Raw genomic sequence first — 22,546 nt, 5'->3', positions numbered from 1 at the left:
TAATCTACTTCCTCCTTTTCTTAGAATTAGTTTTTTTCGTTCTATACTCCGTATATCCTTTTTTATATCCTTTATAATATCCATCTACATAAACTACCAAGTCCGGGATAAGCCCTATTCCTCCAACAGCTTTACTACCAACAAAAAACGCTCCTTTAGCCGCTGATTTCACTGTATTTTTTATGATTTGCTGTTTTGCAACACGCTGTCCAGGAGATAAGTTTGCAATTTTCTTTTTTGAGTTATTTTTAGATGTTTTCCATCCAAAAGCCCAGCCGACACCAAAAGTAAATGCCTTATTCAATCCATTTCCCATTCCAACAAATCCTGCATAACTATCTCTTACCGCAACCAACCCAGACTTAACTCCCTTAACATGTGCATATGCTGTCCGATTATTATGATACGGCATCGGCGTCGTCCCCCAAAAGCGATATGCCCAATGCCCATCCGGATCCACCATCATCACCGGATTATTATCACCATACGTATACCCATTCTGCGTCACTGGATCATCACTATCACCCGGATCTGGATCCACCGATAAGAACACACCATGGTCTGGGTTATAGTATCTCGCGATCAAGTAATACATACCAATCTCTTTATCATACATGTATCCCGCATATCCGAATGGGTTGTCTGCTGCGATTCCTTTTGCTTCGCTCTTTAAGACGTTACCCCATGCATCATATTCATAGCTTGCGACTATTTGTCCATCTTTGTCGGTCATTGCTATTACGTCACCGCGCGGGTTGTAATGGTAGTATACCGATTGATCTTGTATTTTCATTGCTAGGCGGACGCCGTCTTTGTTGTAAACGTATTGTCGGAGGACTTTTCCGTTCCCGTCTGTTTCATATAGCGGGTTGATGCTGTCACCATCGTAGAAGTAACGGGTTACTTGTCCGTTTACGTTCTTTTCAATACGACGGTTTTCGTTGTCGTATTTATATGTTGCGAACGGTTTGCCTTCCCCTTTTTTCGTTACAGCAACAAGTTGGTCTGCTTCGTTCCATGTGTATGTGTATTTCCCATCAGATGTACGGTTACCATTTGCGTCATACGTTAACGATTCGTTTCCGAATTTTAGAAGTTGATTTCCTTCGTTAAATGTTGCGATTACTGATTTCGTTTCTTTTCCATTCTCTGTTACTTTCACACTCGTACGATTGCCAAATCCATCATACATGTAGTCTCTAACTGTTCCATTTGGTGTAGATTCTTTTAATAATTGATTAATTGGATCATAAACATAATTTGTTTCCGTTATTTTCCCATCAAGACTTTCATGTTTAATCTTCGTACGGTTTCCTGTTTTGTCATACTCATATTTCTCTAATAGTAGCATTTGCTTTGGTGTTGCAATAGCTAAATCCGATAGTTTCCCTGTTTGGTCATAATTATACGTTGCACTAGCATCATTCGGTGCGATATACGTACGTACGTGGCCGTTCTCATCATAATGGAAATTATAATGTGCCCACATTTCATCCCAAACAGATGTGTTTTGATCTAAAGCATTATATTCATATTTTATTTTACTGTTATACCCACCGTGTGTAATTGACTGTTCTTTTAACTTTTCGGTTTTGCTATTTGCTTTATCATGATATGCCCAATCAATTTTCCCACCTCGGCTATCCGTTATACTCGTGATCCGATCTGCTGTATCATATGTTTTGCTTTTTTCAACCCCATTTACATGATCTTTCACTTTCGTTTCTTGTCCATTAGCATCGCGTTCGAATGTAAAGGCATCTTTTCCATTTCGCTTTTCACCCATAATGCGATCCGCTGTATCATAACTCCATTCAATCAGTGAGCCATTTGGCATTTTCGTTTTTGTCTTATTTGCATTTGCATCATATTCATATTCAATGCGACGATTTAACGCATCGATATACGTTGTAATTTTATTATCTACATCATACTCATATTTGTGTGTTTGTGTTTTCCCACCAAACATTATAGATTTTTCAGTTGTATTGCCATTATGATCATAATTATAACCAACAGAAGTTCCATTTTTTAATGTCACTTTTTTAAGTTGATTATCTTTATTGTAATCGAAAGATTTTGTATTCCCTCTCTCATCGGTTTCTGACTTTTTATTTCCGACTCCATCATAAGAAAAGGCTATTTTATTTCCTTCTTCATCATACGAAGCTGTTACATTTCCATCGTTGTCATATTCATTTTTGACAAGCACATTCCCTTCTAATAACCGAATATCATCAAACCATACTTTTCCTTTGTTTTCATTTCTAAATAACAAATAAGTATCGATATGTTTAATCGGCTTTGTCGCTGGAATGAATACCGCACTACGATTCCAATCATTCGTTCCATTCGGAAACATAGCTGTAAAATTGGCAGTACTACCATCTTGATACGTTACATCTGCTCGTACTGCATAATCTTTCGATAATTTCTCTCCTGCACTATTCTCTACTTTCTCGGATTTTGACATAGCAGTTAAAGTTAAGTTTTGTGCTTGTTTTTGATTTAGTACAATACGACTTTGGTAACTAATGTCCTTCTGATTATATTGTAAGTTTTCTAATACAATAGAAGAACCACCATGAAATCCTTCTGTTGCTATATCTTTTCGATTACAATTTTCTGGACAATTTCTAGTCCAATTCGGAACAGATCCAGTTTCCGAATACTCTTCAAAACTACTATTTACAATTGGATTAAAACTAGATGATACATCTCCTTTTTCAAGCTGCAACTTATCAAACCAAGCTGCTCCACTTACAGATTCTCTTTCATGTTCAATGACTAAATGTATTTTTGCTTTACTTGCCTTATCTGTCGTTTTAAACGTCAATTGACGATTCGACCATCCATTTTCTGATTTTAAATTATTTGAGCGATTGTCGGACCAATCCGTTCCACCAGTCGGATTTCCATTTTCATCTAAGAACATGACATTAAAATAGGCATCTGCATTTTTCAGTGTAGTTTTCACCATACCCGTTAATGTATAGTTCGTACTAGGTTCTACTTCTACTTCCTGTGCTATTGCTGTATATCCCCAAGAACTAGCACCAGTTATTTGCGCAGTTAACTTCAATGAACCTGAGCCACCAAGCCCTCCCGGTGCTCCTTCCTCATCCTTTGTCATAGAGCCCTTACTATCTTTATTCACCATTGTCCAATTTTGTAATGTGTCCATTTCAAAGCTTGGATTTTTTAGAAGGTTTCCTCCTACACCAATATTTTTACTCGTTTGAATGACATTCCCAAATTTATCATACTGTTTTACTTCAGCTGTTTCGGAGGCATGATTTGTTTCTGAAACAGCTGCATTTGCTTGTTGATACGCTATAGTAGTTTTCCGATCTTCTACATCTGTCGCTTTAATAACATCATTATTTTTATTATATTCAAACTTTTCAGTCCCTGTTGGATCTGTTACAGAAGTCACATTACCATTGTTATCATATGTGACTGTTTCCACTTGATTTTTAGGCGTTGTCGTTTTCTCCAAGTGATTCGCTTTATATTCATATGTTGTCGTTAACTTTAAATGCTCTGCATCTACAACTATTTTTGCTGGATTACCAGCTTGATTATAGCTATGCACCGTTTTACGAGCTTTAGCATCCGTCAACGTTACCTCTTTAGCTGCATCGTTATAAGATAATACAGATTCCTTTCCTAGCGGGTCTGTTACCTTTACTAATTTATTATTTTCATACGTATATGTCGTTTTATATGGTTTTGTTTCCGTATGTTTCGGATCAAACGTATAACGTAGTTTTCCATTCTCATAGCCATAACGATACTTCTTTCCTTCTGGTGTCGTAGATCCTACTAACTGATCATTTTCGTATTCGAACGTTACAGTGCTATTTTCTGGCCCTATAAATTGAGAAACAAATTTCCCTGTATACGTAATAGTAATAGTACGTCCTGATGCATCTGTAATCTTAATCGGCCTTTGATTTGTATCATATTCATACTTCACAACATTTCCAAAGCTATCTTTCTCTTGTTGTACTTTTCCTTGCTTTGAAAATGTTATAACGGATTGATCTTTATCTTTTAATTCAAATCCATCAGCTATTTTCTTTACTTCTAAATGAACACCATTAGGTGCTTGATATTGATTATCACCTGTTTTAGTAAATAGTAATGTGGATTTGTCTCTCGTTGTATATAAAATATTTCCAGAAGATTCTTCTTTCATCACTTCTTCTAATGAACTATGCCAGCCTTTCCCGAATAAACCAGTTCCGGTATCTTGACTATTATACGTTCGATCAATAGATACATTCGGGCCTTTTCCAGACAGATTAAAATCCGTCTCATCCATAACAAAATTCCCATTAATAGCAGTAACCTTTCCACCAATTACATTCACTGCTGCCCAATAATCTTTCGTGCCAAGCCAAGAAACGTCATTCGAAAAAGTTGGTGTAAACTCTTGTGAAATTTCACTTTCTGCATGCCCCGCTTTACTATACGCTGTTACTCGGAACCAATAGTTTTTGGAACCACCATATATACCACCAGAATTGCGGTAGACTGGAGATGGATCTAGCGAAAGCTCATTTCCTTTTTGGTCATGATGAAGTTGATATTTCCCACTAGAAATTTCCGCTTCTGTCGGCCAAATATTTTGTCCTTGCGTTGTCCATGTTGTTGTATTACCAACATCAAATGCTTCATAGTCTTTCCCGTTATAAATCCATACTTTATAACCACTTGCCTCTGGAACAGGATCCCACTTTACTGATACATATCCTGTATTACTACCTGGCCCATTTGTATAAGCTGATCCAGCTGGCCTCTTTACTTGTTCTAGCGGAACATAGGAAACTGTTTCATCAGACAACGGACTATCACCGTATGGATATTCCGCTACGATTCGAATCCAGTACCCACGAGCTGAACTATAATCCCCATATGGGCTACCTGCCAAATAAGCATTTTTGTACATTGGGCCAGGGCTTACGGAAAAATCCGTCCCCTTTCCATCTTTATGAAACTCAAATTTCCCTGCATTTATTTCATCTTGTGTAGGGAAGATTTTCTTATCTTTCGTACTCCAACTTGTTACATTTCCGACAGGAATATATTCATAGTCATATCCATTAAAAATGGCAACTTTATATCCTTTTGCACCTTGAACTGCGTCCCATTGTATATTGAAATGCCCTGCTTCACTTCCAGTTCCATTCGAATACGCTTGTACCCTCGGTTTATTCAATTTTTCATATGAATAATTAACCGCTAAATATGGCGCATTCGAACCATTTTGAGCTGCGACAAACTTCTTCCAATGCGTCTGTCCATTTCCGTTAGCATGTAATTTGAAGCCGTAATTCGGTCTCGTTCCATCTACCCACGCTTTTACTGTATTTGTTACATTAAATTGCGCCCACTTCCCGCGACCTACATTTGCTTGAGCAATATTATTTGATCCTGGCTTATTACTCCAATTAATATTAGAAACATTCCAATTTCCCGTTACTTCATCAAGCCATACACCATTTGGGCTATCTCCGTAATAATGCCATATAGCATACGTATGAAATGTTGCACTTTGAATTGTTGCACCTTTTAAATTAGAAATATCAGATTTAATAAAAGCATCATTTGTGCCTGTTCCTGCATTAAAATAACCGACTTTTAACGTATATGCCTTTTGTCCTTCATCCCATAAACTACCGCCTGAATAATTAATATTAGGATCTGCACTTGATGCATACGCATTTTCAAATCCCCTTACCGTAACCGAAGGATCTATAAAAACAGGATACTTACGTTCGGCTGATTCTAACCATTTTGGATCTGCAGTAACTGTTAAATTGTATTTCTTCCCCCCAGCAGGAGTTATCTCATATTTCACATCTTGAGATGTAACAGCTTCTCCGGATTCTTGATTAATATTTGAGTCAGCCATATAAGGCTTTGGTAGTACAAATACATTCTCCTTTTTTTCATTTTGAAAAATAATAGAACCATCTTCTTTTAAACTCGGCTGTAAATCTGTCTGTAATTCGAATGAAAAAATGTGATGCCCTGTATATTGATGGAGTACAAAGTCTTCCTTTACATTTTCATTAAATGTTGTACTTTTTAAATCAATACTTGGAAAAATCCCTTTATACCATACTGTATTCTCTTCATGCGACGCTGTAACAGCTGTCGGTTTTAATTCACCCTTTTCACCACGTGCGCCTGTCAATTCATACTGAATCGTATGTCCATCCACTTCGAATTGAACATACTTTCCATCCTTTACTACTTTCTCAAACTTCGGCTTTAATGCTGTATTTTCTGTTACGATTTTTTTATCTGGTGATTCTACTAAATTAGTAGAAACCTCTTCTAATTTCCCATTCTTTTCTGCATGAATTGGTTCAGTATATATTTTTTTAGTAAACGTACCATCTTGATTATCAAAAACCTTTTCTGTCTCCGTCCGTTCTTCTACAACTTCAGTCGGCTTAGCTTTTGCATTGGCATTTTTTTGTTTTATCTGATCTGGATGTGGAGCTGGTAATTCCTTCTCGTCTTTCTGTTCTACTTGTGGACTTGGTTCTGAATTTGGCGACGGTGTAAACGGCGGTGCCGTTTCCGCCAGTCCATTCATCGGTATAGAAGTAACAATTAATGCAACTACCATAAGCTGTATGAAGTACCTATACCATTTTTTCTTAACTTGCTTCTTTTCCATACATTCACCCCTAATTCGCATCGGTTTTATTCTTACAATTAACAATTTAAAGAATTTTCCGAGGGGGTTCAACATAAAAATGACAATATTGTGACATTTTTTCTAAAAATGTATATTTTCCGACAATTTACCATTTTATATTCTTTTTTCCTTATAAATACAGTAAAATATTTGTAGATTAAACGTTTTATTACACTTTATTTACTTTTTATCTACTTTATAATAAAAAAGAACTATCTCTTCTCTTAAAAATTCAGAGAAAGAATAGTTCTTTTTTCATTTACTTTATTTCTTAAAGTAAGTCCAGCCTTCTTCTTGGTAAACCTTTTCTTCTTTCATCAACTTACCAAGTGCGCGCTTAAATGCAGCTTTACTCATGTTAAAGCGTTCTTTAATATCTTCTGGATGGCTCTTATCCCAAAACGGCATTGCTCCGCCTCGTTCTTCCATATATGCATAAATTACTGCAGCATCATCTTCCATTCCTTCTTCTTTACGAGGAAGAAGTGAAATGTTAATTGTACCGTCATCTTTTACATCAATAATACGTCCCGTTACACGCTGACCGATGCGAACTTGCTCTTTTCTTTCTGTATGATGTAAAAATGCACGGAAATGCTCATCTGTTAATACGAACGAACCAACTTGAAGTGAACGATACACACGTCCGTTTACGTTTTTATTACGCATAGATGGTGTCGCATCTACAACGATTTCTTGCATATCACTATCTCTTGCTGGAAGAGCAATTAAACGATCACGATTCGTTAATTTTAACGTACAATATAATTCGTCGCCTACTTCTGGCCATACTGGCATATAAATCGGGAACTCATCAGCTGGAATTAGTATATCTTTTGACACACCAATATCAACAAACACACCTAAACTAGGAATAACTTCTACAACCTTTACCCAGTTCCAATCATAAGTTGTAATAATTGGCTCCTTCATTGTTGCTGAAATACGATTTTGGTGATCAAGGTATAAGAATACGTCAATCGTATCGCCTTCTTCAATTTCTCCAGCTACTTCGTTTTTATGTAGGAAAATTTCTTCTTCTTCATTCCCAACCATATATCCAATTTCCGTTTCGCGTAAAACAGTTACCTGTTCAATCGATCCTATTTGCAAATACATATTTTTTAATTCCCTTCTATATATATAAAATTATCTTTTTTATCATTCCAAACAAAAGTTAATTATAACATGATTTTTCCTGTATTTGTCCAACTGCCCAAAATTCACTATAATAAAATAAGGTTACATGAATATAAGTACGAAAACACTTAAGTCTAGACTCGTTTTCAGCTATACTTTAGTATGTACAGTACATAACAAGATTAGAAATTTATTTGGAGGTGCTAACTATGGCAAAAGATAGTTCTTTTGACATCGTTTCGAAAGTAGAATTACCTGAAGTAACAAACGCAATTAACATCGCATTAAAAGAAATCCAAAACCGATATGACTTTAAAGGAAGTAAAAGTGATATTAAATTAGAAAAAGAAGTACTTGTTTTAACTTCTGATGACGAGTTTAAATTAGAGCAAGTAAAAGACGTTCTTATCTCTAAACTTGTAAAACGTAACGTTCCAATTAAGAACTTAGATTACGGAAAAGTTGAAGCTGCAACTGGCAACACTGTTCGCCAACGCGCAACACTTCAACAAGGTATCGATAAAGATAACGCGAAAAAAATTAACAACATCATTAAAGAAATGAAATTAAAAGTAAAAACACAAGTACAAGATGATCAAGTACGTGTTACAGCGAAAAGCCGTGATGACTTACAAGCAGTAATCGCAGCTGTTCGTAGCGCTGATTTACCAATCGACGTACAGTTCATTAACTACCGCTAAAAAGAAAACTCCTCTTAATTAGGGGAGTTTTTTGTTTTTTAGAGACAATATTCCGAGAACAAACCATAGAAAAATGGTATATGCGGTGAAAATCACTAAGTGAACAGAGTCTAACCATACGAATACTTTACAAGTGAGCGCATGATCAAACTAGGCCTTATTATAGAATTTGTTTTATACATGTATTTAGCAGACCTTATTGAAAATAAGAAAAATATGCCTTAAGACGTTTCCCCTTCAATTTGAATTACTTTTCTTAATAACCACATCCTGGGCCAAAGTCATCTTAAAAATCGCTGTAACTCATAATTCCTCTCCCCGCCAAAACGTAACAATTTATGAGTATAAGAATATTCCCCAACCTTTAATGTAATGTAAAATTAGTAAGGATCTCAAAAATGTTAATTAAAAAAGAGTTAGAAGTGGTTTTTTGAAGAAATTAATATTATGGTTTTTATTAGCCACATTCTCCCTAAATACTGTAGGATGTTCTAATAATACGAATACACTAACGGATAAATCTAACTGTATCAACAAAGCTTGGTACAAAAAAAATATGTCATGTAATCATTTAAAAAACATTAAATAGTTAATGATAAAGATCTAAAGAAAAGACACCCCAAAGTACCTTCCTCCGACTTGAACCAATAATATTCGGATGGATTTAAACAGAAGCATACATCTTTAATAAAGATGCAGGCTTCAAAATAAAAAAGTACGCTAAAGCGCTAAGTAAACTCTTATTCAAAAATTTATATTAAGCACTAATATTTTAGAAGCAAGTTTATAAGTATAAAACCTACAGAGATTTCCCCTGTAGGTTTTATTATATTTCAAGTGATTTCCAAATGAATTATGAGTGACTTTTTTCAGTTTGGTTTTCAAAATATTTTTCTTTAACCATTTTTATCAGATTTTCTTTTTCTGTTAGTTCAAATATAAATAATGCTTTTTTCATGTTATTTGCAATATCTTCTTCATTAGGTTGTTTAAGTTTCAATAAATTCCAAGCTTTTCCATAGTATAATTCACCTAGTAAATATAAAGTATTTAGATTAATAGCTAGTTTGATACCCATATCATTGTATTTTACTGCCTCTTCATGTTGATTTGCATGACCTAAAATTTTTGCTAAATTAAAAATAATTTTCAATTTAATTTCTTTATCTCTAGGAAAATCTAACTTATTAAAATTAGTTAAACACCTTCTTAATATATTAATACTTTTTTCATATTCTTTATTTTCCCCATGAAATATAGCAATTGTCTGCATAATATCTATTTCTCTTTCTGATAAAAAATCAGAATTAGTTACAGTTAATTTTAATGCATTATTTAAAAAATCTAAAGCAGTTTTTATTGATTTATCCACCATAAATATAGCAATCGCTTCATGCCATATTAAAAATTGTTTATCTTCTGTTGATTGGAAGTTATTTTCGTTTTTCTCTTTTTTCACTATTTCATAAAGTTCTTTGTATTGTTTTTGCTTTAAGCAATCTTTTATTACGCATTTTACATTTTCTACATATTTTAATTTTTTGTTTTGAGTTAATGCAAATATATTATTTGGGTCAATACCAAGTCTTTCTGATAATTGATATAACAATATACTAGATGGATAAATCACACCTTTTTCTATTTTGCTAATTTGACTTTGCGAACATATTCCATGACATAATTCGGATTGTGATATATTTTTTTTAATTCTAAGCTCTTTAATGGTAATACCCAAATCGTAAAACTCCATTTTCCCACCTACTATTTAGCACTGTATTAGTATAAGAGTATTCTCTAACTTTTAATGTAATGTAAAATTAATATAGTTGCAATTATTGATTGCTTCAAAGATTCTTCCCTATCGGTGCTAACACAAAAAACAGGTTAGGAAGAAAATCCTCTTCCTAACCTAGCCCTCCTCTCACTAGGGACGTTTTCATTCTCACGTCGTTTCTCTTAAGAAATTTCATATCAACAGAATAACACTATTGCCCCGCCGAACAAACTTACAAATACAATAAGAAGACATGAACATAGAGCGAGTAATTTCTCATCTCATCTACGCTTCCTTTTAACTGCAATTAGAAACGCAATAAATAATACATTCACACCAACGATTAAGGAGATAAATAACCAATTCACACCTGTTTCTCCGTTAACTTTATACACGTTTGATTCTTCACGTTTTAAAACGAGATAAAACTTTCCGTTTTCCTCTCTTATAATTTCATCCTGTAACAATCCTCTTAACTCTTGTTTTTCACCAATTGCACTTGCAGGTAAGGAGACTTTTTGTGTTTCTTTCGTATTATTAATTGCTACTAAAGTTACTTCATCTTTATATTTTCGTTTTAGTATGCTCATCCCGCTCTTATCATACAGAAGCTCAAACGTACCGCGTCGTAAAGACGGTCTCGCCTGCCTAATTTCACCTAGTTTTGTTATGTGCTGCATAAATTTTTCGTCTGACTTAAAATCCATTAATCGTCTATTATCGGGTACACTTCCTCCATCTAATGCAATTTCCGTTCCGTAATAAAAATTCGGAATCCCAGGTGATGTTAACAAATAAGTAAGCGCCAGTTTTAAACGTGATGGCGGATAATACATATTTTCTTTTGCAATACGCGCATATCTTTTTGTTTCTTGATCATCTAAAAACGTAACAAATTCCCCTTCTTTTTTACTCACATCGTATAACGATTTCACCGATACATCCGCTTCGGAAAACGATTCTACGATTTTTTCGTTGTATTCGCTATCCTCCTTTGTCATAATACGAAAATCTTTCTTTATCACTTGCATATCTTTTTGCGCGTTATCCCAAAAGGAACGCGGCTTTTTTTCACTATGTATAACATAACTTCCGTCTAAATCAACTTCTTTTATCCACCATTTCATTGCGTCAATTACCTGTCGTTCGTTTTCTCCAAGCGGAAATTGAAATACAACTTTCATTCCTTTTGCATGAGCTTCTTTTACAAGTTCTTTCACATCATTGTCTGTCCCGAAATGTTCATTTACCTTTTTAAAATTTCGCACGTCTAATCCATCGTACTTTCCACTTTCAAAAAGCGGCGAAAGCATAACGGTAGTAAAACCCATTTCTTTTATGTAATCCAACCTTTTTATAATTCCTCTTATATCCCCGCCTTGATACCCTTCTAAATTACCAACTTCTAATTGTTTGTCATTTTTCGGTTCTCCATTATTGAAGCGATCAATCATAATGGAGTATATAACTTCATCTTTCCACTCTCTTTTTTCGTCTGCAAAAGTATGTATTGGTACAAACAAAACAAAAGCTAAGCAAAAACAAATGAATAGTTTCCTAGTCCGTATTTTTCCCACACGCATCCCCCAAGTTTTTAATTGTAAGAATATTATACCAATTATCCGAGAGAAACGCATATGTCGATTTCAATCCTCACAAAATAATCTATGTTATATTTTCTAACATCATGTATATATTTTTCTGAATTTTTAGTTGATTTTTAGTTCTTTTTCGAATATGATATGAAACATAACAAAACGATGTTATTTTTTCTAACATTATAGGAGGAGAGCTCATGAATATGGGAGATACAGTTTTTATGTTTGTGACGACAGTAATGGTCATGTTGATGACACCAGGATTGGCACTTTTTTATGGAGGTATGGTTCGCAGCAAAAATGTACTCAGTACAACGATGCATAGTTATAGTGCAATGGCTATCGTTTCGATTCAATGGATTGTTATCGGCTATTCTTTATCATTCGGACCAGATTGGCACGGGCTTATCGGTACACTTGATTGGTTCGGTCTAAACGGAGTTACCTACGCACCAAATCCAGACTACTCATCTACTATTCCTCACAATTTATTCATGATGTTTCAACTCATGTTCGCCATTTTAACTCCAGCTTTAATTTCAGGGGCATTTGCTGAAAGAATGCGATTTTCTGCCTTTCTTATTTTTATCCTTTTATGGACAACGATTGTTTACAATCCTGTCGCTCATTGGGTATGGGGCGTCGGCGGGTGGCTAAGGGAACTTGGTGCACTAGACTTCGCTGGCGGAAACGTCGTTCACATCACTTCCGGAGTTGCTGGTCTTGTATTAGCTATTTTCCTCGGAAAACGAAAAAACATAAATGGTTCTTCTCCTCACCATTTGCCATTTACAATGTTAGGCGCAGGCTTATTATGGTTTGGCTGGTTCGGTTTTAACGTCGGCAGCGCATTATCCTTAAACGACGTAGCTTTAACTGCATTTATTAATACAAATATAGCCGCTGCTGCCTCAGCATTAACTTGGATGCTTTCAGAGTGGTTCTTCCAATCAAAACCGACTGCGATGGGAGCTGCTTGTGGCGCCGTTTCCGGTCTAGTCGCTATTACACCAGCTTGCGGGTTCGTTACACCTTTCTCAGCTCTTCTTATCGGAGCAATTGGCGGCGTATTATGCTTCGGAGCGGTCTTTTTCTTAAAAACAAAATTCGGATACGACGATACACTCGATGCATTCGGATGTCACGGCATCGGTGGAACTTGGGGCGGTATTGCGACAGGATTATTTGCAACTACTGCCGTAAACGGCGATGGCGCTAACGGATTATTTTACGGAAACGCCTCGCTGCTGTTGAAACAACTTGTAGCGATCGGCGCAACATATGCGTTCACAATTATAATGACGTATGCCATTATTAAAGCAATCAACTTCTTCCTCCCTGTCCGGGTAGATGAGCACGAGGAACATATGGGACTTGATATTTCGATGCATGGGGAGAAAGCTTATGAGTATACTGAGCGAGTGAACTAAAAAAGAGATGCAATCTATTAGTAATAGATTGCATCTCTTTTTTGCGCACCGGGCAACATACCCCACCTAGTATAACTGGAAATATATTAACGGTTTTTTGGATATATCAACGATTTTTCAAATATATTGATTGTTCCTTTCAATATATCAACGTTTCGACACAAGATATCGATTTACCAACAAATTCCGACATAACGAAACTGAAGAATACCCGCGTGTAACTTTACACATAAAAAAGACGACCGAAACCCAGTCGTCTTTTCCGATTTATTTCGGAGCATTTCCTACATATTGCGTAATATCAACATTTAATGCCTGCGCTAAACGCATACCGTATTCTTGATCTGCACGGAAGAAGTTACAAACAGCTAGTAATTTCGTGCGTTCATTTACGTCTTTCAAGTCATTTGTTAAGTTTGCAATTAAGTTATCTTGCTCTTCTTTAGAGAATGAACGGTAACGCTCACCTGCTTGTTTGAAGTCATTTGGTTTCTCAATTTTTTCACGAGATACATAGCCTTCTACTTTCATAGTTGAATCGCGGTAAGCTGGGTCTTCAACTGGATTTTCAGCATGACGGCTCGGTTCGTAGTTGATTGTAGATGGGTTTTGATTCACTTGCATCGCACCATCACGTTGTTGATTATGAACAGCTGCGTATGGGCAGTTTACAGGAATTTGTAAGTAATTTGCACCAAGACGATAACGCTGTGTATCTGGGTAAGAGAATAAACGACCTTGTAATAATTTATCTTCCGATGGCTCAATACCATTTACAGTGGCACTTGGAGAGAACGCTACTTGTTCTACTTCTGCAAAGAAGTTTTTCGGATTACGATTTAACGTCATTGTCCCTACTTCAATTAACGGGAAGCGATCTTCTGGCCATACTTTCGTTGGATCTAGTGGATCAAAGTCTAAAGAATCCATTTCATCTAATTGCATAACTTGTACGTGTAAATCCCATTTCGGGTGATTTCCTTTTTCGATCGCGTCGAACAAGTCACGAGTAGCATGATTGAAGTCTTTCCCTTGTACCTCTTGCACTTCTTTCGCATTTAAGTTACGTACACCTTGCTGTGGTTTCCAGTGGTATTTAATATAAACAATTTTACCTTCTTCATTAATCCATTTAAATGAATGGACACCGAAACCTTCCATTTCACGATAACTTGCTGGTGTACCGTAATCAGAAAATACCCATGTCATCATATGTGTAGATTCTGGACTTAACGTCATGAAATCCCAGTAACGATCTGGCGTTTGAATATTCGTATCAGGTGCTGGTTTTAAAGAATGTACCATATCAGGGAATTTAATTGCATCACGAATGAAGAAAACTGGTAAATGATTACCTACGATATCGTAGTTTCCTTCTTCTGTATAAAATTTAACAGCGAACCCACGTGGGTCACGTGCTGTTTCAGGAGAACCTTGACCATGAATAACCGTTGAAAAACGAACAAATACAGGTGTTTCAGTTCCTTCATTTTGTAAAAATGCAGCTTTCGTATATTGCTTCATACTATTTTTCGTTACGAATACACCGTGAGCACCTGCACCACGTGCATGCACAACACGCTCCGGAATACGTTCACGATCAAAGTGTGCAAGTTTTTCTACTAAATGATAGTCTTCTAATAATACTGGTCCACGACGACCAGCTGTACGAGAATTTTGGTTGTCTCCAACTGGAGCACCTTGGTTTGTTGTTAAGCGATTATTTGGATTCATCTAGGGGGATCCTCCTCTTTCTTTCGTAGTAATTATTATTTGTTTAAAATTATTATAAACTAATTATTATTCAAAACTAGATCTTTGTCAACTATTTCCTTCACTTTTTTGGAAACAATTTCAGCCAAACAGTCGATAAATGCAGATTGCGCATTCGGCATATTTGGTCTAAAATATTTGGCATTTAATTCATCCGTTACAACTTTACATTCATAATCGTTGTCATATAAAACTTCTAAATGCTCCGCTACAAAACCAACTGGGCAATATATGAAAGATTCGTACCCATGCTCTTCATATAAATCTTTCGTTAAATCTTGCACATCTGGACCAATCCACGGATCTGGAGTATTCCCAGCACTTTGCCAACCGATTGTATAGTTTTGAATATTTGCAGCTTCTGCAATTAAATCTGCCGTATGCTTTAGTTGTTCTACATATGGGTCTCCTGCTGCAATAATTTTTTCTGGCAAACTATGCGCTGAAAAAATTACGACTGCTTTCTCTTTATCATCAATTTCTGTAAACGTTTCTTTTATTTGGTCTGCCCAATACGAAATAAACTTCGGTTCATCATACCATTGTTCAATTGATTCAATAACAGGACCACCGATTTCTTTTGAAAGACGAATAGCACGGTCATTATACGCTTTAATGCTAAATGTAGAATAATGCGGCGCTAATACGATACTAATCGTTTGCTCAATCCCATCACGCTTCATTTCTTCTACAGCATCTTCTATAAACGGAGCAGTATGTTTTAAACCTAAGTAACAAGTAAATTCATACTCTGTAAATATATTATTCATTGAATCTGTTAATTTATGCGCCTGTTCTTTCGTAATTTTTGCAAGCGGCGAAATTCCACCAATCGCTTTATAGCGCCCAATTAAATCTTCAAGCGCTTCTTCTGATGGCTTACGCCCGTGACGGATATGTGTATAATACGCCTCTACATCGTCTAATGATTCTGGTGTTCCATACGCCATTACGAGTAAACCTATTTTTTTCTTTTTCATCTATATAACACCTCAATTTTATAAATGAGAATCTTTTTCAAGAACATTTGTTTCCAATTATAACAACTAATAATAAATACGTAAAGATAATTATTCTAAATAAGGATTTTTTCTAATATGATTCTGAATTTTATATGACAATTTATTTAATAAAAAGCGACTTACTTATAAAGTAAGTCGCTTTTCTCTTATTCTTTAATATTTACCCCATATTCTTTAAACCAAACGTGAATTTGTGCTAAATGAGCTAAAAGCTGTGGCCCAGTCATCAATTGACCAAACCATGGTGTTTGAAATGCACTGCCGCCAGACTGAATTAATCCGCTCAACTGCTCTTTATCAAACAGTTCGTGTAAAATTGAACCTTTATCCGTTAATAGATTTTGAAGCCATACTGTTACTGCTTTTGTATAGTGCGGATTGTGCGTTTTCGGATAAGGACTCTTCTTTCTATATAAGATGTCATGTGGAAGTACACCTTCTAACGCTTTACGTAATAGACCTTTTTCGCGGTTTTTATACATTTTCATTTCCCAAGGAATATTCCACGCATATTCGACAAGACGATGATCTGCAAATGGAACACGTACTTCTAAGCTCGCTCCCATACTCATGCGGTCTTTTCTGTCTAATAATGTTGTCATAAACCATATCATATTTAAATAAAATAATTGGCGTCTTTTTGCTTCTAGCGGACTTTCTCCCTCTAAAATAGGAACTTCTTGAATCGACTCTTCATAGCGCCTTTGTACATATTGTTGTAAATTTAATTTATTTCTCCATTCTTTTTTTAGAAGTTGTTCACGTGCCTCTGTAGAACGCATCCACGGAAATGCACTCGATTGTAAATCATCTTCTCTATAAAACCACGGATATCCACCAAATATTTCATCTGCACATTCTCCAGATAAGCCAACGACAAAATCTTGTTTAATTTCTCGGCAAAACCATAATAATGACGAATCGATATCTGCCATACCAGGCAAATCACGAACGAGTACTGCTTCAGTTAAATACTCTGCTAATTTTTCATTCGAAATGACGCAGCGATGATGGGTTGTTTGAAATGTCTCAGTCATTAAATTAATAAACGGAGCATCTGAATTTGGCTGGAATGCATTCGCTTTAAAGTATTTGTCATTATCTTCGTAATCAATAGAATACGTGTGTAATTGCCCTTTTCCCGATCTCTCATATTCTTTCGCTGCAATAGCTGTAATAGCGCTCGAATCTACACCACCCGATAAAAAAGTACATAGTGGTACATCAGAAACAAGCTGTCTTGTAATAGCATCTTGTAATAAAAAGCGCGTTTTCTCTACTGTTTCTTCAAAAGAGTCTTCATGTTTTTTACTTTCTACATTCCAATATCTCCATATACACAAACCGTTCTTTGAAAATGTCATCGCATGACCTGGACGCAATTCTTTTATACCAGCATAAATACCGTGGCCAGGCGTTCTTGACGGTCCGAGCCCGAATATTTCTGATAATCCTTCTAACGTTACTTCCGCCTTCACATCTGGATGTGACAATATCGCTTTTAACTCCGAACCAAATAGTAAGCGTCCGCTATCATATTTATAAAAAAGTGGCTTTACACCTAATCGATCTCTCGCAATAAATACTTGTTCTTTCTGTTCGTCCCATACTGCAAACGCATATATACCGTTTAAATGATCGACACATTCTTCTTTCCATTCAATATAAGAAGCTAATAATACTTCTGTATCAGAATGACCTTTGAACGTATATCCTCTTCTTAATAATTCCTTTCGAATGTCTTCTGTGTTATAAAGTTCACCGTTATAGCAAATGGCGTAATTCGTTTCATCTTTTAAACAAGTCATCGGCTGTTTACCGCCCTCAGGATCCACAACGATTAACCGCTTATGCCCAAATGCGACATTTCCTTTAATCCAAACTTTATTATCATCCGGCCCCCGTTTCGCTAACGTCTCAGCCATCTTCGTAACGACATCTCTTTCTCCTTCTAATGAGCGTTTATAATCCACCCATCCTGTAATCCCGCACATATAAATCATCCTTCCATCTTATTTCTTTTCTTGAACGTGCAGTAATCCCCACCCTGTGAGTGCGGATCAAAAAAATGAAAAACTTGACGATAACCTACTATCCACATATGGAATAGCATTTTCACTCAGTAAAACGTGTTTTATTGTATGCCCACCTATGTCTATATGTGTCTAGTTATAAAGAATGCACGAACTGTCTATAACAGGAATAACTACTTTTCATAAAGGAGAAATCGTGTATGATACAACGTAAACATATTTTATATAATCAGCCCCGTGCTCATACAGTCGGTAATGTAGAATATATAAACAATGAGTGGGTATTCTTTGATGATGAAAATGATGAAGCGTTTTTATTAGAAGATATTGCCGAAGATGGGTTTGAAATTTTGTATAATAACAATTGGCTACCAGCCCGTTTCTATGAACAAGATGTATTACAAATCGCCAACGAGCAACACCATTTGCAAAATGGTGAAATGATACGTATTCGAAAAAAGTTACTTCTTAGCTATAATGAATGGCTGGAGGAATTACCTGACTCTGTCTTCACATTATTAACCGAATCATTGCAATCACTTCACTACTCTTTATATGATTGCATGTATTGTCATAATTATTTATCTTTCTTACCGCAAGAGGAGTCACGCGAAGGAGTAAATATTCTTTTGTTTGATAACGAAGAAATGATCTGTACACTGCAGCACCATTTCGTCCGTCACACTACGTCAAATAAAAATATGTTCCGTTTTACGAAAGTAAATGGAGAAGAGTTGCATATCGATGCGACATAAAGTGAAACTTTAATCAGCGGGGGAGCCCACTGATTATTAGCCTTCACCAATCTGATGTTTACGGGATAAAGTAAAAAACCACCTTATAATCTCCCAAGTCTTTGAGATTATAAGGTGGCTTTATTTTTTATTAGAATACTTTCCAGCCAATCGGTAATTTCAGCCCAAGGTAAAATACTGCTACTAGCGCAACAATAAATAAGCCCCAAACCGCCCCTGTTGGTTTGTTTTTGCTCATTTTCACAAGAACCATTTCCATTCCACCGATAACTAAAATACCAGCTAACATTTTTAAGCCATACCACATGTGCATGCTACCTGTTGCTGTCTTCACAATACTCATGTACAACATGAAGCCTGTCACAATAATAATGATATACATTAGGCGAAGCCCCATATGTACACCTTTCCCTTTTCTTCCTGCTGAATAAAGTGAATACGCAACGAAGAATAAAATTAAACCTAACGCCCATGCTGTAATATGCATATGTACCATCGTATCCCTTACCTCCTCTTTTCACACTTTTTCACTTTATATGATAACATGTTCATTTATTTTCAGGAAATGTTTCGCTTTTTTACATTTAAATGCTATAATATTTAGAGTATTTACAAACTTCTTGTAATAACAAAAGGGGGAACAATCATGATTCAAACTAAGGATATTATCGAACTTACAGACACATACGGAGCAAATAACTATCACCCACTTCCAATCGTTATTTCTAAAGCAGAAGGTGTTTGGGTAGAAGATCCTGAAGGAAACCGCTATATGGACTTATTAAGTGCATATTCTGCAGTAAACCAAGGTCATCGTCACCCGAAAATTATTAACGCTTTAATTGACCAAGCTAATCGTGTTACGTTAACTTCTCGTGCTTTCCATAGCGATCAATTAGGTCCTTGGTACGAAAAAGTTGCGAAACTAACTAATAAAGAAATGGTACTTCCAATGAATACAGGTGCTGAAGCTGTTGAAACTGCAATTAAAACAGTTCGTCGCTGGGCTTATGATGTGAAGAAAGTGGAAGCAAACCATGCTGAAATCATCGTTTGTGAAGATAACTTCCACGGACGTACAATGGGTTCTGTTTCTATGTCTTCAAATGAAGAGTACAAGCGTGGATTCGGTCCAATGCTTCCTGGCATCGTTGTAATTCCTTACGGTGATTTAGAAGCATTAAAAGCCGCAATTACACCAAACACAGCAGCATTCATTTTAGAGCCAATTCAAGGTGAAGCAGGAATTAATATCCCACCAGCTGGTTACTTAAAAGAAGCTTTTGAAGTATGTAAAAAAGAAAACGTTTTATTTGTAGCAGATGAAATCCAAACTGGCTTAGGCCGTACTGGTAAAGTATTTGCTTGTGACTGGGACAATGTAACTCCTGACATGTACATACTTGGTAAAGCACTTGGCGGCGGTGTGTTCCCAATCTCTTGCGTAGCAGCAAACCGCGACATTTTAGGTGTATTTGAGCCAGGTTCTCACGGTTCTACATTCGGTGGTAATCCACTTGCATGTGCTGTTTCTATCGCGGCTCTTGAAGTGTTAGAAGAAGAAAAATTAACAGAGCGTTCTCTTCAATTAGGTGAAAAATTAGTTGGGCAATTAAAAGAGATTGATAACCCAATGATCACTGAAGTTCGTGGTAAAGGTTTATTCATCGGTATCGAATTAAACGAGCCAGCTCGTCCTTACTGTGAACAACTAAAAGCAGCTGGTCTATTATGTAAAGAAACACACGAAAATGTAATTCGTATCGCACCACCTCTAGTAATCTCTGAAGAAGATTTAGAGTGGGCATTCCAAAAAATTAAAGCTGTATTATCGTAATGATAGAGAGGTTGTCCGACATGTTGGGACAACCTCTTTCTTTTTATATTCATTTATATTAAGATGAAATTGTAATTTTCTGTATTTTAAAATCGTAAAGGAGGTGCGACATGCTATTAAGATATGGTAAACATATTAACTATTTAGCTACAGCTTTTATTTTAGTTACATTCTTTGGTTTCCTACTTTCCACAACATGGCTTCATTACTCAACTCCTACTACACTCACACTACTGAAAGCATCATTTTGGACTGCTGTTATTCTTACTATCATTGGTTTTGGACGAGAAAAAAGCGCACTTACGGTTATACTATTTGGCATTTGTACACTTGCATTCATTGGTCTTTACACTTTTGCCGTTATCGATTACCTCTATAACCCAAGGCCATAAAAAAAGAGCTATCTTTTAACAAGATAGCTCTTTTCTTTATTTCACTACATTTCGTAAAGTACCAATTCCTTCTACTGTAATGACCACTTCATCACCAGCATGTAAAAACTTCGGTGGTGTAAAACCTTTTCCGACACCAGCCGGCGTTCCTGTTGCGATAATATCACCTGGTTCTAAAGTCATTCCTTTACTTATCGTTGAAATAATTTCTTCTATTGAAAAAATCATTTTATTTGTGTTAGAAGTTTGCCTTACTTCTCCATTTACTACCGTTTCAATGTGTAATGCATTCGGCGCATTAACCACCGATTTATGAATTAAATACGGTCCCATCGGACAAAATGTATCGAAGCTTTTCCCAAGGAAAAACTGTTTATGTTTTCTTTGAATGTCTCGAGCTGTTACATCATTGATAATCGTATAACCAAAAACATGCTCAAGCGCTTTTTCTTTTTTTATTTGCTTCCCTCGCTTACCAATAATGATAGCTAATTCTCCTTCATAATCTAGTTCGTCCGTTGCATGAGGGTGACCATTAATTTGCTCATTTATGCCAATAACTGTTGTTGGCGCTTTCGTAAAGATCATTATATTTTCTGGAATAGACTCTACTCCGCCCATTTCTACCGCATGCTCACGATAGTTTTTTCCAACGCACAAAATATTCTTTCTTGGCCTTGGAATCGGCGCTAATATTTTCACCTCTGTTAACGGATAATACGCCGCTTCCCCGTTCTCTTTTGCCCAATTTACAATTTCACATACTTTCTCAAAGCATTCAGTCCCTCTTTCAATACACTCTAACATTGTAATAGGGATTGTAACCTTTTCCCCTTTTTGTCTTTGCGCTTCTCTTAAGTGTAATACCTTTTCTTCTTCTTCATCTACAATACCTACAAATACCTTTTCTTCTTTCTTCGCCGTTACAAAACGCAATATTTCCACTCTCCATCCTAAAACTCATACCCTTTAATTGTATTCGCATCCGCAAGAAAAAAACCTTCTCATGCACGCTAATTTTTACAATATTCTTCTCATCCCCTATTCGTTACCCCTTTATCATTTGACATAAAATGTAGAAATTTTACTTTTTTTAGCGAATGCATTTCTTTTTTATGAAGTTTTTGTATAATATGTACTACATATATACTAAAAATTTCATTTAGAGATGGAGCCGATTTCAATGTTTGAGCAAGCGATTGAAAAAAAACGTGAAAAAATGATTTATTTTGCTGAACGCTATGGAATGACTTCTCAAAAAACAGTGGATTGTAGCCAAGAACTGGACAGGCTCTTAAATGTAATTTGTCATGTACATACGGATTTACACCCTAATCAAACGTTCAAAACACACACGCAATAATGCGTGTGTT

15 protein-coding genes are annotated in these 22,546 nt (G+C 35.9%); 6 read left to right on the top strand and 9 right to left on the bottom strand.

Annotation, left to right across the window (positions count from 1 at the left end; translation table 11 throughout):
- Window positions 1–4: 4 nt before the first annotated feature.
- Window positions 5–6,697 (bottom strand): DNRLRE domain-containing protein, encoded by a 6,693-nt coding sequence (locus tag ACUL40_RS25885; RefSeq protein WP_445422688.1) that lies wholly within the window; start codon window positions 6,695–6,697, stop codon window positions 5–7.
- A 285-nt stretch (window positions 6,698–6,982) separates the two neighbouring features.
- On the bottom strand, window positions 6,983–7,837 hold the full coding sequence (locus ACUL40_RS25880; RefSeq protein ID WP_000281265.1) for a CvfB family protein: 855 nt from the start codon (window positions 7,835–7,837) through the stop codon (window positions 6,983–6,985).
- A gap of 230 nt (window positions 7,838–8,067) precedes the next feature.
- On the opposite strand from ACUL40_RS25880, the gene ACUL40_RS25875 reads away from it, so the two are divergent.
- Window positions 8,068–8,559, top strand: a complete 492-nt coding sequence (locus ACUL40_RS25875) for a YajQ family cyclic di-GMP-binding protein (RefSeq protein ID WP_001040149.1) — start codon at window positions 8,068–8,070, stop codon at window positions 8,557–8,559.
- Window positions 8,560–9,412: 853 nt separating this feature from the next.
- On the opposite strand, the gene ACUL40_RS25870 is transcribed toward ACUL40_RS25875, so the two are convergent.
- Window positions 9,413–10,309 carry a helix-turn-helix domain-containing protein gene (locus tag ACUL40_RS25870; RefSeq protein WP_069358004.1) on the bottom strand — a complete coding sequence of 299 codons (897 nt, stop codon included), beginning with the start codon at window positions 10,307–10,309 and terminating at the stop codon, window positions 9,413–9,415.
- A gap of 305 nt (window positions 10,310–10,614) precedes the next feature.
- Window positions 10,615–11,970 (bottom strand): alpha-amylase family glycosyl hydrolase, encoded by a 1,356-nt coding sequence (locus ACUL40_RS25865; protein WP_065211711.1) that lies wholly within the window; start codon window positions 11,968–11,970, stop codon window positions 10,615–10,617.
- A gap of 158 nt (window positions 11,971–12,128) precedes the next feature.
- On the opposite strand from ACUL40_RS25865, the gene ACUL40_RS25860 reads away from it, so the two are divergent.
- Window positions 12,129–13,361, top strand: coding sequence for an ammonium transporter (locus ACUL40_RS25860; protein WP_001055855.1), 1,233 nt, complete (start codon window positions 12,129–12,131; stop codon window positions 13,359–13,361).
- Between the two features lie 267 nt (window positions 13,362–13,628).
- Here the strand turns inward: ACUL40_RS25860 and katB are convergent, their stop codons facing one another.
- The 3 genes from katB to asnB form a co-directional block, all read right to left on the bottom strand.
- On the bottom strand, window positions 13,629–15,095 hold the full coding sequence (gene katB, locus ACUL40_RS25855) for a catalase KatB (protein WP_001069177.1): 1,467 nt from the start codon (window positions 15,093–15,095) through the stop codon (window positions 13,629–13,631).
- 59 nt (window positions 15,096–15,154) lie between these two features.
- Complete coding sequence (gene hemH, locus ACUL40_RS25850; protein ID WP_000727377.1) at window positions 15,155–16,114, bottom strand: ferrochelatase; 960 nt, start codon at window positions 16,112–16,114, stop codon at window positions 15,155–15,157.
- Window positions 16,115–16,302: 188 nt separating this feature from the next.
- Window positions 16,303–18,150, bottom strand: coding sequence for an asparagine synthase (glutamine-hydrolyzing) (gene asnB / locus ACUL40_RS25845; protein WP_000334000.1), 1,848 nt, complete (start codon window positions 18,148–18,150; stop codon window positions 16,303–16,305).
- A gap of 239 nt (window positions 18,151–18,389) precedes the next feature.
- Here asnB and ACUL40_RS25840 point away from each other — a divergent pair, with 239 nt between their 5' ends.
- Window positions 18,390–18,944, top strand: a complete 555-nt coding sequence (locus ACUL40_RS25840; RefSeq protein WP_000616046.1) for a DUF2777 domain-containing protein — start codon at window positions 18,390–18,392, stop codon at window positions 18,942–18,944.
- A 130-nt stretch (window positions 18,945–19,074) separates the two neighbouring features.
- On the opposite strand, the gene ACUL40_RS25835 is transcribed toward ACUL40_RS25840, so the two are convergent.
- Window positions 19,075–19,440 carry a YisL family protein gene (locus ACUL40_RS25835; protein WP_000233494.1) on the bottom strand — a complete coding sequence of 122 codons (366 nt, stop codon included), beginning with the start codon at window positions 19,438–19,440 and terminating at the stop codon, window positions 19,075–19,077.
- A 150-nt stretch (window positions 19,441–19,590) separates the two neighbouring features.
- On the opposite strand from ACUL40_RS25835, the gene rocD reads away from it, so the two are divergent.
- Window positions 19,591–20,781 carry an ornithine aminotransferase gene (rocD, locus tag ACUL40_RS25830; RefSeq protein ID WP_074047558.1) on the top strand — a complete coding sequence of 397 codons (1,191 nt, stop codon included), beginning with the start codon at window positions 19,591–19,593 and terminating at the stop codon, window positions 20,779–20,781.
- A gap of 110 nt (window positions 20,782–20,891) precedes the next feature.
- Window positions 20,892–21,173, top strand: a complete 282-nt coding sequence (locus ACUL40_RS25825) for a hypothetical protein (RefSeq protein WP_000926857.1) — start codon at window positions 20,892–20,894, stop codon at window positions 21,171–21,173.
- A gap of 36 nt (window positions 21,174–21,209) precedes the next feature.
- Here ACUL40_RS25825 and ACUL40_RS25820 read toward each other — a convergent pair whose 3' ends face one another.
- On the bottom strand, window positions 21,210–22,109 hold the full coding sequence (locus tag ACUL40_RS25820) for a fumarylacetoacetate hydrolase family protein (RefSeq protein WP_001213071.1): 900 nt from the start codon (window positions 22,107–22,109) through the stop codon (window positions 21,210–21,212).
- A 247-nt stretch (window positions 22,110–22,356) separates the two neighbouring features.
- On the opposite strand from ACUL40_RS25820, the gene ACUL40_RS25815 reads away from it, so the two are divergent.
- A complete protein-coding gene (locus ACUL40_RS25815) occupies window positions 22,357–22,536 on the top strand; it encodes an aspartyl-phosphate phosphatase Spo0E family protein (RefSeq protein WP_000462841.1) in 180 nt (59 codons plus the stop codon).
- Window positions 22,537–22,546 lie beyond the last annotated feature (10 nt).

This window comes from Bacillus sp. KNSH39, from assembly GCF_052656585.1.
The sequence above is the reverse complement of the archived record's forward strand: the minus strand, read 5'-3'. Positions and strand labels throughout refer to the sequence as shown.

Excerpts from the sequence above, each read along its gene's own strand:
- katB (WP_001069177.1), bottom strand. The coding sequence starts at position 15,095 with ATGAATCCAAATAATCGCTTAACAACAAACCAAGGTGCTCCAGTTGGA.
- asnB (WP_000334000.1), bottom strand. The coding sequence starts at position 18,150 with ATGTGCGGGATTACAGGATGGGTGGATTATAAACGCTCATTAGAAGGA.
- rocD (WP_074047558.1), top strand. The coding sequence starts at position 19,591 with ATGATTCAAACTAAGGATATTATCGAACTTACAGACACATACGGAGCA.
- hemH (WP_000727377.1), bottom strand. The coding sequence starts at position 16,114 with ATGAAAAAGAAAAAAATAGGTTTACTCGTAATGGCGTATGGAACACCA.
- ACUL40_RS25840 (WP_000616046.1), top strand. The coding sequence starts at position 18,390 with ATGATACAACGTAAACATATTTTATATAATCAGCCCCGTGCTCATACA.
- ACUL40_RS25860 (WP_001055855.1), top strand. The coding sequence starts at position 12,129 with ATGAATATGGGAGATACAGTTTTTATGTTTGTGACGACAGTAATGGTC.
- ACUL40_RS25825 (WP_000926857.1), top strand. The coding sequence starts at position 20,892 with ATGCTATTAAGATATGGTAAACATATTAACTATTTAGCTACAGCTTTT.
- ACUL40_RS25865 (WP_065211711.1), bottom strand. The coding sequence starts at position 11,970 with ATGCGTTTCTCTCGGATAATTGGTATAATATTCTTACAATTAAAAACT.
- ACUL40_RS25880 (WP_000281265.1), bottom strand. The coding sequence starts at position 7,837 with ATGTATTTGCAAATAGGATCGATTGAACAGGTAACTGTTTTACGCGAA.
- ACUL40_RS25875 (WP_001040149.1), top strand. The coding sequence starts at position 8,068 with ATGGCAAAAGATAGTTCTTTTGACATCGTTTCGAAAGTAGAATTACCT.
- ACUL40_RS25815 (WP_000462841.1), top strand. The coding sequence starts at position 22,357 with ATGTTTGAGCAAGCGATTGAAAAAAAACGTGAAAAAATGATTTATTTT.
- ACUL40_RS25835 (WP_000233494.1), bottom strand. The coding sequence starts at position 19,440 with ATGGTACATATGCATATTACAGCATGGGCGTTAGGTTTAATTTTATTC.
- ACUL40_RS25870 (WP_069358004.1), bottom strand. The coding sequence starts at position 10,309 with ATGGAGTTTTACGATTTGGGTATTACCATTAAAGAGCTTAGAATTAAA.
- ACUL40_RS25885 (WP_445422688.1), bottom strand. The coding sequence starts at position 6,697 with ATGGAAAAGAAGCAAGTTAAGAAAAAATGGTATAGGTACTTCATACAG.